This is a genomic window from Gordonia rubripertincta, assembly GCF_038024875.1.
Taxonomy (GTDB): Bacteria; Actinomycetota; Actinomycetes; order Mycobacteriales; family Mycobacteriaceae; genus Gordonia; species Gordonia rubripertincta.
The window spans coordinates 4,739,559-4,751,790 of sequence record NZ_CP136136.1 but is presented as its reverse complement, the minus strand read 5'-3'; the positions used below and the strand labels follow the sequence as shown (position 1 = coordinate 4,751,790).

Annotated in this window: 10 protein-coding genes, 1 pseudogene and 1 riboswitch; of the genes and pseudogenes, 6 read left to right on the top strand and 5 right to left on the bottom strand. The window is 68.5% G+C overall.

Translation table 11 applies throughout. From position 1 onward, the window contains the following. Positions 1-74 precede the first annotated feature (74 nt). The 3 genes from RVF83_RS21595 to RVF83_RS21585 are packed head-to-tail and all read right to left on the bottom strand — an operon-like array spanning position 75 to position 3,351. Positions 75-860, bottom strand: coding sequence for an adenosylcobinamide-GDP ribazoletransferase (locus RVF83_RS21595; protein ID WP_005200136.1), 786 nt, complete (start codon positions 858-860; stop codon positions 75-77). A 25-nt stretch (positions 861-885) separates the two neighbouring features. Continuing rightward, entirely contained in the window at positions 886-2,664 is a 1,779-nt protein-coding gene (cobT, locus tag RVF83_RS21590) for a nicotinate-nucleotide--dimethylbenzimidazole phosphoribosyltransferase (protein WP_005200135.1), read from the bottom strand. Positions 2,665-2,667: 3 nt separating this feature from the next. Further along, complete coding sequence (locus RVF83_RS21585; RefSeq protein WP_005200134.1) at positions 2,668-3,351, bottom strand: DUF3043 domain-containing protein; 684 nt, start codon at positions 3,349-3,351, stop codon at positions 2,668-2,670. 149 nt (positions 3,352-3,500) lie between these two features. Between RVF83_RS21585 and RVF83_RS21580 the strand changes: the two genes are divergently transcribed. From RVF83_RS21580 to RVF83_RS21565, 4 genes are all read left to right on the top strand, one after another. Further along, on the top strand, positions 3,501-4,592 hold the full coding sequence (locus RVF83_RS21580; RefSeq protein WP_005200133.1) for a glycerate kinase: 1,092 nt from the start codon (positions 3,501-3,503) through the stop codon (positions 4,590-4,592). A gap of 198 nt (positions 4,593-4,790) precedes the next feature. Further along, complete coding sequence (locus RVF83_RS21575; protein WP_005200132.1) at positions 4,791-5,144, top strand: HesB/IscA family protein; 354 nt, start codon at positions 4,791-4,793, stop codon at positions 5,142-5,144. A gap of 121 nt (positions 5,145-5,265) precedes the next feature. Continuing rightward, complete coding sequence (locus tag RVF83_RS21570) at positions 5,266-6,237, top strand: carbohydrate kinase family protein (RefSeq protein WP_005200131.1); 972 nt, start codon at positions 5,266-5,268, stop codon at positions 6,235-6,237. Between the two features lie 115 nt (positions 6,238-6,352). Then, positions 6,353-6,420: riboswitch (guanidine-III (ykkC-III) riboswitch) on the top strand. A gap of 10 nt (positions 6,421-6,430) precedes the next feature. Continuing rightward, on the top strand, positions 6,431-6,745 hold the full coding sequence (locus tag RVF83_RS21565) for a DMT family transporter (protein WP_005200130.1): 315 nt from the start codon (positions 6,431-6,433) through the stop codon (positions 6,743-6,745). A 78-nt stretch (positions 6,746-6,823) separates the two neighbouring features. On the opposite strand, the gene asnB is transcribed toward RVF83_RS21565, so the two are convergent. Next, positions 6,824-8,749, bottom strand: a complete 1,926-nt coding sequence (gene asnB, locus RVF83_RS21560) for an asparagine synthase (glutamine-hydrolyzing) (protein ID WP_005200129.1) — start codon at positions 8,747-8,749, stop codon at positions 6,824-6,826. 332 nt (positions 8,750-9,081) lie between these two features. Here asnB and RVF83_RS21555 point away from each other — a divergent pair. Together RVF83_RS21555 and RVF83_RS21550 are read left to right on the top strand one after the other, a co-directional pair. Further along, positions 9,082-10,171, top strand: a pseudogene (locus RVF83_RS21555) (cytochrome c oxidase subunit II). Between the two features lie 2 nt (positions 10,172-10,173). Next, entirely contained in the window at positions 10,174-10,590 is a 417-nt protein-coding gene (locus RVF83_RS21550) for a cytochrome c oxidase subunit 4 (protein WP_005200127.1), read from the top strand. A 93-nt stretch (positions 10,591-10,683) separates the two neighbouring features. Here RVF83_RS21550 and RVF83_RS21545 read toward each other — a convergent pair whose 3' ends face one another. Then, complete coding sequence (locus RVF83_RS21545) at positions 10,684-12,174, bottom strand: bifunctional phosphatase PAP2/diacylglycerol kinase family protein (protein WP_083877563.1); 1,491 nt, start codon at positions 12,172-12,174, stop codon at positions 10,684-10,686. Between the last annotated feature and the right edge of the window lie 58 nt (positions 12,175-12,232).

The following is a 12,232-nucleotide window of genomic DNA, read 5'->3' as shown; positions in this document are numbered from 1 at the left end:
CCCGGCCGCAGCACAGACATCTTCTGGCGCCACGATCTCGCCGATCGTGGCGCCAGAACTGTTCTGGGCGGCGCTCAGATGAGCAGGCCGACGAGCGCGAGGGCGACACCGAGTTCGATCGTCGCGCCCAGGACGTCGCCGTTGAGTCCGCCCATGCGTCGTGCGCAGTGCCGGGTGAAGATCCATGCGAACACCACGACCGCGAGTACGACGACGAGTGCCTGTGCCACCGCGGCGACATCGAACCCGTTGTCGCGCAGGGCGATCGGCACCGTGGCCACGGCGGCGATCAGACACCACACCGGGATCGAGGCCCGCTGGGTGCCGGCGACGAGGGCGCCGAAGCCGCTCGGGTGAGCGGGGGAGATCGATCGCCGGGTGCCCACGAGAGCGCCGAGTCGCCCCAGCGCGATGGCGAAAGCGAGCTCATACCAACGTGATTCGTCGACGAGGCCGGACGACGCGGCGGCTTGCACCCCGAGTGTGAGGACGAGGGTCGCCACCCCGAACGGGCCGACGGTCCCGCTGCGCATCACCTCGGCAACCCGCTCCGGCGGACCGTAACAACCGAGCCCGTCGGCGGTGTCGGCCAGGCCGTCGAGATGCATTCCCCGGGTGAGCGCCGCGGTCAGGACGACGACGAGGACGCCGATGAGTGCGGTGGGGAGGTCGGTGAGCGACAGCCCGAATGCGAAGGCCGCGGCCGCGGCACCCACCACGACGCCGACAACGGGGAGTGCCGCCATCACCGCACCGCCGACCGCGCGATCCGGAAGCTCGTCCGGGTCGGTCCCGGTGCCGACCGGCAGGACGGTCATCCAGCACACTGCGGTCCGGACCGCTCGCAGCGGCGAGATCATCGCGCGACCGGACGTGTCATGGGTGTCAGGACGACTCGGCCGCTTCGGGTACGGCCGAATCGTCGCGGTCGGTCACCCCGGCCTCGGCGAAGGTCGCCATCGAGATGAGGATGTCGGTGGCCGACTGCACGACCGGCAGCGCCAGGACCGCGCCGCTGCCCTCGCCGAGGCGCATCGACAGATCGAGGACCGGTTCGAGGTCGAGGTGGTCGAGCGCGATCTGATGCGCGGGTTCGACCGACCGGTGTCCGGCGATCCACCAGCGCGTGGCGCCGGGTGCGAGCTCGTTGGCGACCATGGCGGCCGCGGTGATCACGACGCCGTCGAGGATGACGGGGGTGCGGCGGAGCGCAGCCTGCGCCAGGAAGCCCGCGGTGGCCGTCAGGTCGGCGCCACCGACTGCGGCGAGGAGAGCGAGCGGATCGTGCACGACCTTGCGGGCCCGGCGCATGCCGTCGCGGATCGCGGCGGTCTTCCGCATCCAGCCGTGGTCGTCGACACCCGTTCCGCGGCCGACGATCTCGACCGGTTCGCGGCGTGTGAGCGCACCGATGAGGACGGTGGCGGGGGTGGTGTTGCCGATGCCCATCTCGCCGGCGATCAGCAGGTCGCTGCCCGAGTCGACGAGCCGGTCGGCGATCGCCCGACCGGCGGCCAGCGCAGCGCGGGCCTCGGCGAGGGTGATGGAGTCGGTGGTGCGCAGGTCCTCGCTGCTACGGCGGACCTTGAACGTCGACAGATGGGGCGCGGTGTCGGCGTCGACGGACATGTCGACGACCGTGACCGAGGCGCCGATACGCGCAGCCATGACGTTCACCGCGGCGCCGCCGGAGGAGATGTTGGCGACCATCTGCGCGGTCACCTCGGGCGGGAACGCCGACACGCCGCCCCGGGCGACGCCGTGATCGCCGGCGAAGACGACGACGCTCGGCGAGGTGATCGGCGAGGGTGGGCACTGCCCCTGGCACGCGGAGATCCAGACCCCGATCTCCTCCAGGCGACCCAGCGAACCCGGCGGCTTGGTCAGAGTCTTGTGGCGCTCGCGGGCCTCGAACGCGACGGCTTCGCTCGGGGGAGTGATCGGTCCGAAGACCTCGGCGTCGGTGGGATCCGGGAGATCGCCGGACGCCGTGACGGGTGTGGGCTCGGTGACGGCGCCGGGCGTGACCGGGGCGGGGGTCGCCACCGGTGCTGTCGTGACCGGCGCGACGGCCGGCGCTGGTGCGGCGGAAGCCGTTGCGCCGGTGAGGTCTCCGGCGGACGGGCCGCCGGGTAGGTCGAGCACGCGGCCGGCGACCACGAGCGACACCCGGTCGCACACCTGTGCCACCGCCGAGTTCAGGGTGCCGAGCAGGTCCTGGAACAACCGGCCCGCCGGTGTCGGGGGAACCAGGGACAGGCCGACCTCGGAACTGATCAGCACCACGTCGGCGTTCATCGCCTGCAGCGCGTCGCAGAGCTCGGTGATGTCGGCGTCGAGGTCGATCTTCGAACCGGACTGCCAGCCGTCGACGGCGTCGATCCGTGCGGTGAGCCAGCTGCCGAGGTCGTCGACCAGGGCCGGGATGTCGGGTGCCGCGCGGAGGGCCTCGGCGAGATCGGTGGTCTCGATCGTCGTGTAGCGGGCGTCGCGGCGCTGCTTGTGGGTGTCGACCCGCGCCGTCCACTCGGCGTCGGCCGTGGTCACCGGTCCGGTGGCCAGGTACCGGATCTGCTGATGCGCGCGGAGCAGCGACTCGCCGTGTGCGGATTTACCCGAACGCACACCGCCCAGGACGAGTGTGCGCGTAGCGCGATCGGCCATCGATCAGACTTCGTCGCCGCGCGACACCGAGGGCTTGGGCGCTCGCATCTTCCGGAGCTGCATGGCACGGGTGAACGCATACCAGCCGAGCTTGAAGCCGCCGTCCTGCGAGTCGGGATAGCGTTCGGCGACACGACGATTCACGAGACGGCCCAGGATGAAACCGTCGACGGCCATGAGGACGACGAAGGCCACGAGGATCAGGTTGGTGAGCCCGGCTGCCTGCGGAACCATGAACATCAACACGATGAGCAGGATCGCGAACGGCATGAACAGGCCGGCGAAGTTGCGGCGTGCGTCGACGATGTCGCGGGTGTAGCGACGGACCGGGCCCTTGTCGCGGGGCATGAGGTAGGCCTCGTCGCCCTCCATCATCCGCTCGCGCTGCTCGAGGCGCTTGGCGCGACGCTCCGCGGCGAGCTGCTTCTTCTCGTCCTTGGAGAGCGTGTTCTTCAGTTCTTTCTTGCGCGCGCGGGCCTCGGACCGGGTGGTCGGCGGCGGCGCGACGGGCCCACGACGCTTCTCGGCCTCACGACGCTTGGGGGTCGGGCGGCCCTTTCCGGGGGTGGTCTTGCTGCCCTTGGCCGGCGCGGAGTCCTCGGTGGCCGCGTCGTCGGCGGCGTACGTGGTCACCGTGCTCTCGCCGGATTCCTCCGACGTCTCGTCCTTCTTCCATGGCAGCTTCACGCCTACGAGGGTAGGTGATCGCGGTTGCGGTCGAAACGCGTGGTCGTCGCTTTTCGGTGGACCCTCGCAGACGCCCGAATCGGTCACCCTGCCGGGTCGTGGTGGCGCTCCTATACTTCGTGCTCATGACCCGGGACGGAAGTCGGCGTTTGCGCATCCTGATCGCGCCGGATTCCTTCGGCGACACCATGTCCGCTGTCGTGGCCGCGAACGCCATCGCCCGCGGATGGGCGGCCGCCCGGCCCGACGACGCCCTCGTCCTCGCACCGCAATCAGACGGCGGGCCGGGGTTCGTCGACGTCCTGGCCTCGAGATTCGGCACCCTCGTCACCGAGGACGTGCACGGCCCGCTCGGCGCGGGCGTCACCGCGCACTGGCTCTTCGACGCCGCGTCGTCGACCGCATACGTCGAATGCGCCCAGGCCTGTGGCCTTCATCAACTGGGCGGCCGGCCGACCTCGCGGACCGCGGCCGCCGCCACCACGCACGGTGTCGGCGAACTCGTGGCGGCGGCCCTGGCGCGCGGCGCACGACGCCTCGTCGTCGGACTCGGCGGCAGCTCCACCACCGACGGCGGTGCTGGGCTCGTCGACGCGCTCGGCGGACCGGAAGATGCTCGCGAGCGACTCGCCGGGGTCGAGATCGTCGTGGCGTCGGATGTGGAGAACCCGCTGCTCGGAGCGTTGGGTGCGGCGGCGGTGTTCGGACCGCAGAAGGGCGCCGACCCCGAGACCGTCGAAGTCCTCGAGAAGCGCCTCACCGAGTGGTCGATCATCCTGAACGAGCTCGCCGGGCGCGACATCACCGCCGACGCCGGTGCCGGTGCAGCGGGCGGAATCGGCGCCGCGCTCCTCGCATTGGGCGGCAGGCGGGTGTCCGGGGCGACCGTCGTCGCCGACGCCACCGACCTGACCGCCGACGTCGCGGCCGCCGACGTCGTCATCACCGGCGAGGGCAAGTTCGACTCCCAGACTCTCCGCGGGAAGGTCGTAGCGGCCCTGTACAACGCCGCGTCGACGACGGGCGCAGGGGGTGCCGGGGCGCAGACGGTGGTCCTCGCGGGACAGGTCGCGCTGTCCCCGGCCGAGATCGAGGAGGTCGGGATCGCGGGGGCGCACGCCATCGTCGATGTCGCCGGATCGGTCGAGGTCGCGATGAACGACGCCGAGAACCAGCTCGTGAAGCTCGCGGAGACGGTCGCCGGCTCTTTCGAAGCCGGATTCTGCCCGCCGGTCGAGTAGGCGAGAAGCGTGCGACGAGCTGTGTCGAAACCAGGTCCGAATAGGCGGGAATAGTCCTGGAAGGAGTACGGTTGTACGCACGGGCACAACCGGTCGACCTCCCGGCGAGCGGGGTGTTTCCCGATCATGCGCGGGCAGAGGGCTCCGCGACGAGATCGGACCACGTCACACCGGGACCACACCACTACAGGAGCATCAATGACCGTGCAGAACGAAACGAGCACTGCCACCGGCGTCATCCTGAGCGACGCAGCCGCCTCGAAGGCAAAGGCACTGCTCGAGCAGGAAGGTCGCGACGACCTCGCGCTGCGCATCGCCGTGCAGCCGGGTGGATGCGCTGGTCTGCGCTACCAGCTCTTCTTCGACGATCGCACCCTCGACGGCGACATCACCTCGGACTTCGGCGGCGTCACGCTGGCCGTCGACCGGATGAGTGCTCCCTACGTCCAGGGCGCCACCATCGACTTCGTGGACACCATCGAGAAGCAGGGTTTCACCATCGACAACCCGAACGCCACCGGTAGCTGCGCCTGCGGTGACTCGTTCAACTGAGTCGAACACGTCTTCCGACACCGGCCGTATCCCGATTCGGGATGCGGCCGGTGTCGTGTGTCGGGGCAGTGGGTAGCGTGAACAGCTGTCCGACCAACCAATCGAAGGGCTGAGACCGCCAGTGGCAATCGTTGTATGCGGCTCCATCGCAACCGACCATCTGATGAAGTTCCCCGGGAAGTTCTCCGAGCAACTGCTCGGCGATCACCTCGAGCACATCTCTCTCAGCTTCCTCGTCGAGGACCTCGTCGTCCGACGCGGCGGCGTCGGGGGCAACATCTGCTACGCCATGGGCCAGCTCGGCGGCAACCCGGTGCTCGTCGGCGCGGTCGGCTCGGACTTCCACGACTACCGCAAGTGGCTCGAGTCCAATGGCGTCGACTGCCGTGGCGTCCGGGTTTCCGAGACCCATCACACCGCTCGATTCATGTGCACGACCGACGAGACGATGGCGCAGCTCGCCACGTTCTACGCCGGCGCCATGAGCGAGAGTCGCGACATCTCGCTCGCCGACGTCATCGCCGAGACCGGTACGCCGGAGCTCGTGCTGATCGGCGCCGACGACCCGGCCGGCATGCTCAGCCACACCGAGGCCTGCCGTGCCGCCGGTATCCCGTTCGCCGCCGATCCCAGCCAGCAGCTGGCACGTCTCGACGGGGAGCAGGCCCGGACCCTCATCGAGGGCGCCGCATACCTGTTCACCAACGAGTACGAATGGGGCCTCCTGCGCCAGAAGACCGGCCTGTCCGAGGCGCAGGTCGCGGAGATGGTCGGCGTGCGCGTCACCACCCTCGGCAAGGACGGCGTCGAGATCGTCGAGCGCGACGGCACCCGCATCCACGTCGGGGTCGTCCCCGAGTCCGAGAAGGTCGATCCGACGGGCGTCGGCGACGGTTTCCGTGCCGGCTTCCTGTCCGCGCTGTCCAAGGGTCTCGGCTTCGAGCGCGCCGCGCAGGTCGGCTCGATGGTCGCCGTGCTGGTGCTCGAGACGGTGTCGACGCAGGACTGGTCCTGGGACATCGAGACTGCCCTCGCCCGCATCGAGGGTGCCTACGGTGCCGAGGCCGCAGCGGAGATCAAAGCCGCCTTCTGACAAGTTCTTTCGGGACGGGTGGCGCGGGCAATGGTCTGCGCCATCCATTTTCGCGTTTCCAGGGCGGTGACCGGTCTGACATTGCCGTCGTGATCGGTGGTGTGCCAACGTGGAGGCAGAGTCCGCTCTACCGGACTCCCGGACGAGGGGTGCTGTACCCGGTGTGCGACAAGACGGCCCGCAGGAGGCTGTCATGTCGTGGTTGATCCTGGTGCTGTCCGGTGTCTTCGAGGCCGTCTGGGCCACCGCGCTCGGGAAGTCCGAGGGGTTCACCAAGCTCGGACCGTCGGTCGTCTTCGGCGTCGCACTCGTCATCAGCATGGGTGGTCTGGCGTACGCCATGCGCGATCTGCCGGTGGGCACCGCCTACGCCGTCTGGGTCGGCATCGGTGCGGTGCTGACCGTCGTCTATGCGATGGCCACCGGTGAACAACCGGCCTCGCTGATCCAGGCGCTGTGTCTGGTGATGATCGTCGGCGGGGTCATCGGGCTGAAGCTCGCTCACTGACCCGGAAGGCCGCCGACACCGAAGACCGCCCCCGGTACTCCAGGGGCGGTTCTCGGGGGCGCTTTTCGGCAGGCGGTACTAGAGGCGGACCGGGTACGTGTGGTCGACGATGTCCGGCACGATCGTGCCCTCGACGAAGATGCCGTGCCAGATCATGAAGACCAGTACCGTCCACAGGCGACGGCTGTTGTCCACCACGCCTTCCCGGTGCTCGTTGAGCATCGCGATGACCGCCGTCTTGTCGAAGATGTGGTCTGTCTGGCTCTTGGTGATCGTGTCGTGTGCCCAGTCGTACATCTCGGTGCCGGCCAGCCAATGGCGGATCGGGACCGGGAAGCCGAGCTTCTTGCGGTGCAGGACGTGCGCCGGGACGATCTGCTCGAGCGCCTTGCGCAGGGCGTACTTGGTGGTGCCGTGCGAGATCTTCTCGTCGTGGGGCAGACGCTCGGCGACCGCGAAGACCTCCGGGTCGAGGAACGGCACGCGCAACTCGAGGGAGTTGGCCATCGTGATCTTGTCGGCCTTGACCAGGATGTCGCCGCGCAGCCAGGTGAAGAGGTCGAGGTGCTGCATGCGGGCCACCGGGTCCCAGCCCTCGCTCATCGCGTAGATCGGGGCGGTGACGTCGGTGTGGGTCCACTCCGGGCGGTAGTCGCGCAGCACCGCGCGGAGTCGCGCGTCGTCGAAGCTGCGGGCGTTGCCGTAGTACCGCTCCTCGAGGGTGAGCGAGCCGCGGTGCAGCAGGCTCTTGCCGCGGGTGCCCTCCGGGATGCGGTCGGAGATCTTGCCGGCGGCCCGGCGCAGCGGGCCGGGGAGACGGTCGAAGGCCGCGAGCGACAGCGGCTCCTTGTAGATGGTGTAGCCGCCGAACAGCTCGTCGGCGCCCTCACCGGACAGCACGACCTTGACGTGCTTGCGTGCCTCGGCGGCGACGAAGTAGAGCGGGACCAGGGCGGGGTCGGCGACCGGGTCGTCGAGGTACCAGACGATCGACGGCAGCGCCTCGATGAACTCCGACGGTCCGACGACCTTGACGACGTGTTTCGCGCCGATCGCCTCGGCCGACTCGGCGGCCACGTCGACCTCCGAGTAGCCCTCGCGCTCGAAGCCCGTGGTGAAGGTGATCAGGTCGGGGTTGTGCCGGATCGCCAACGCGGCGATGGCCGTCGAGTCGATACCGCCCGAGAGGAACGAACCGACCGTCACGTCGGCGCGCATGTGCTTGGCAACCGAGTCCGCGAGGACGTCGGCGATCTCGTCGTAGCGCTTCTGTCGCGTGGCGTCGGTGACCGGCTTCACGCCGAACTGCGGCGTGAAGTAGCGGCGGATCGACAGCGGGCTGCCGGGGGAGGCGGTGGCGTGGCAACCCGACTCGAGCCGGCGGATCGACGCGTGGATGGTCTCGGGTTCGGGGACGTACTGCAGTACGGTGTAGTGCTCGACGGCCCGCGGGTCCAGGTCCTTGGACAGGCCCACGCGTTCGATGAGCTCGAGCAGCGACTTCTTCTCACTGCCGAAGACCAGCCCGCCCGGACCCGAGGCGACGAACAGCGGCTTGATGCCGAACGGGTCGCGCGCGAGGAACAGCGACCGGTTCTCGGTGTCCCAGATGGCGAAGGCGAACATGCCGCGGAGACGGCGCACCGCGTCGGGACCCCAATGGTGGAAGGCTGCGACGATGGCCTCGCCGTCACCCTCGGTGCGGAAGACTGCGCCTTCGTCCTTGGTGAGCTCGGCGCGGATCTCCAGGTAGTTGTAGATCTCGCCGTTGAAGACCAGCGCGTAGCGGTCCGGGTTCTCCGGCGGACCCCAGCGCAGCGGCTGATGAGAATGCTCGATGTCGATGATCGAGAGGCGGTTGAAGCCGAAGACGATGTTCTCGTCGTGCCAGGTGCCCGGCTCGTCGGGCCCGCGATGCCGCATGCAGTGCGAGGCCACCGCCACCGCGTCGACGACCTCGGCGGCCGTCCGGTCGGATGTCAGAAGGCCGAGCAGACCACACACGTTGGCTTCTCCCCAATCTCGTCGCGAGCACAGGTCCCGACGGGCGTCGGGTCGCGTCCGAGTATGCCTGAGCCACCAGCGGGATTCCGACCTGGAGGGCGCGGACACGACCGGATCAAACCCCAATCACGAAAGCTTCTCCCGGTTGGTCTACGCTGCGTAGTACTAGGTGCAAGACTCTCGTCGTGTGTCCACGGCGGGTACTTGCCCTTGCAGGTCATGTGGCATGCACTCACTGCGGCGCGAGGGCGCCGGTGAGCGAGCAGGAAGGCGTGAAATTGGCACACGGTGGACGGCCCCGAGCGCGGCGTGTCTCATCCGCGTCGCAGACGATGAAGCGACTGGGAATCGTCGTCGCTCTCGGACTCGGCGCACTGCTGATGTCGGGATGTGACGCCAATGAGGCGATGCGTTTCGGTTGGCCCGAGGGCGTCACGCCCCAGGGTAAGAAGATGGTCGATCTCTGGACCTGGTCCGTCATCGCCGCACTCGTCATGGGCATTCTGGTCTGGGCCCTGATCTTCTGGACGATCACGTTCCATCGTGCGAACGACGCCAAGAAGGGCGTCTTCCCGCGTCAGACGGCGTACAACGTCCCGTTGGAGCTCACCTACACGGCGATCCCGTTCGTCATCATCGCGGTGCTGTTCTACTTCACCGTGATCGTGCAGAACGACGTCGAGGGCAAGAACGACGACTCGAAGGTCGTGGTCGACGTCACGGCGTTCCAGTGGAACTGGAAGTTCGGCTACAACAAGGTCATCTTCAGCGACGGATCGACCTACGACGGCTTCGAGGCCGCGGGTAACCCGTTCCAGGTCCAGGAGCAGGCCGGCAAGGCCGTCGTCGAGCCCGAGGTCGAGGGTGAGCACGGTGGCGAGCTGCCCGGCCCCGCCGGCGGTCGTGACGACGACATCCGCGACTACCTGAAGTTCGACAAGATCGAGACCATCGGCTCGTCGACGGAGATCCCCGTCCTGGTGCTCCCGACCGGAAAGCGCATCGAGTTCAACCTCGCCGCAGCCGACGTCATCCACTCGTTCTGGGGTGCCGGAGTTCCTGTACAAGCGCGACGTGATGCCGTTCCCCAAGGAGAACTCGACCGACCCGATCTTCCAGATCGGCTCGATCGACCGGACCGGAGCATTCGTCGGCCGTTGCGCCGAGATGTGCGGTACCTACCACTCGATGATGAACTTCGAGGTCCGCGCGGTCTCGCCGGAGGACTTCGACAGCTACATCCGTTTCCGTGAGTCGAACCCCGAGGCCACCAACGCCGAAGCGCTCGCGTCGATCTGCCAGGCACCGGAAGCCGTCACCACGGTTCCGTTCGACAGCCGACGCAAGTCCGACGGTTCGGTGACCGCATCCGGCAACCCGGATGACCCGACCCTCGCCAACTGCACCAAGAAGGAGAGCTGACGATGAAGATCGAAGCCCGTCTCTTCGAGATGTTGACAGCCTTCTTCGCGCTGACCGGTGTCGCGTACACCCTGTTCACCGCGTTCACCAGCAAGGGCATCGAGTGGGTCGGCGTCGTCGGCCTGTTCTTCGCGGCGGGCCTGACGCTCATCGCCGGCACGTTCTTCCGGTTCGTGTCGCGTCGCGTCGAGATCCGCCCCGAGGACTACGAGGATGCCGAGATCGAGGACGGCGCCGGCGAGCTGGGCTTCTTCAGCCCGCACTCGTGGTGGCCGATCCTGATTGCCCTGGGCGCCTCCACCTTCGCGGTCGGTTTCGCCTCCGGTAACTGGTGGCTCGCGATCTTCGCGGCCGTCGCGATCATGGGTGCCGCCGCCGGGCTCGTCTTCGAGTACCACGTCGGTCCCGAGAAGCACTGAGCGCTCGCAAGAACCAAAGAAGAACGACGCCCCACCTCTGTGGTGGGGCGTCGTTCTTCGTCCTGGGTCAGCGGCTCTCCGGGACCCGTCGGCTCATCGGCGAACGGGTCCGTACACCTTGAGTCTGCGGTAGTCGACGCGAAAGTGGGCGTCGGTGAAGCTGTCCTCGACCTCGCCGTCGTGGGACACCGCCACCGGGCCGCCGACGGCGGTGAACCGGAACTCGGGGACCTGCATCTCGTGGTAGAGCCGAGAACGTTCCAGCCGGCCGGCGGCCAGAGATCCCAAGAGACGCAGGGTCGCCCAGCGGTGGCCGGTCTCCAGGATGCGCACGTCGAGCAGGCCGTCGTCGAGCCGTAGGCGCCGCGAGGGCAGAAAACCCGTGGGTTGGTAGATCGAATTGCCGATCAGGAACAGGGAGACGTCGAGGACCTTCCCGTCGACCTCGATGCACACGTGGGCATCCTTGCGGATGACCCGGAAGATCGCGGTGGCGGTGGCGAGCGGACGGCTGATGCGATGCCGGAGTCGCTCTCGGACGCGAACGAAATGCGGGTACGCGCCGATGCTCGCGGTGTTGAGGATCAGCCGGGAGTCGTTGAGCCACACCGCGTCGACGCGGGACACCGAACCGGCCCTGATGGCCTCGACGGTGTTCTCGACCGTGGCGCAACCGATGTCGCGTGAGAAGTGGTTGAACGTGCCGGCGGGGAACACCGCCAGCGGCAGGTTCGCATCGATGGCCGCGCGCGCCGCACAGGCGACGGTCCCGTCTCCGCCGGCGACCCCGACGATCGAAGCACGTGTCGCCACATCGGCGAATACCGTTGCGACATCGTCATCTTCGTCGAGCTCGACGATCTCGGCCGCGGGGAGGGCCTTCCGGATGTCGTCCAGAACACGACGACCCCGCCCGTCCGACGACGCGGGGTTCACCACCACGACGAGACCGGCGCCGTCCGGGCGCGGCTCGGCGTCGACGAACGTCGGGTCCGCGAGAGAGATGGAGGGGCGGGTGATCGGGGGAACGACCCGTGTTCCCAGCGTCGCGACCGTGGCACCGATCCCGAGCCCGATCACGACGTCACCAGGGTAGTGGGCGCCGGTCGCGACGCGGGAGAGCCCGACGAGGCCGGCCAACGCCGACAGGAGAAGACCCGCGGGCGGACTCTCGACGGCCACCCCCACCGCGAAGGCTGCTGCGCTGGCCGAGTGTCCGGAGGGAAACGAGCTCGAGGTCGGTTGCCGGCGCCCGCGACGGGGGACGGGGATGAGCCCCGGGGAGGGACGTGCGCGGCGGCGAATCCGTTTGGCGCCCTGGTTGGTCACAAAGCTGGTGACGGCCAGCGAGGCGACTCCTCGGGCGGCTCCGCGCTGCAACGACGGACGGCCGGAGACGGCCAGTCCGGCGGCGATCGCCATCCACAGCTTCGAGTGGTCCGCCGCGTGGGTCAGCGCCGGCATCGTCTTGTCCAGCAGCGGACTCGGCGACCGGGCGATGGTGTCATAGATCTCGGCGTCGAGAGTGCCCATCCCACGGGTGATCTGGGACAGGCCGGAACCACGATGTCGTAACCGGCGCATGGTGTCCACCGTGCCACATCCGGTGGGGTAGGGGAGTGGTGGGACAGTGGGCGAACAA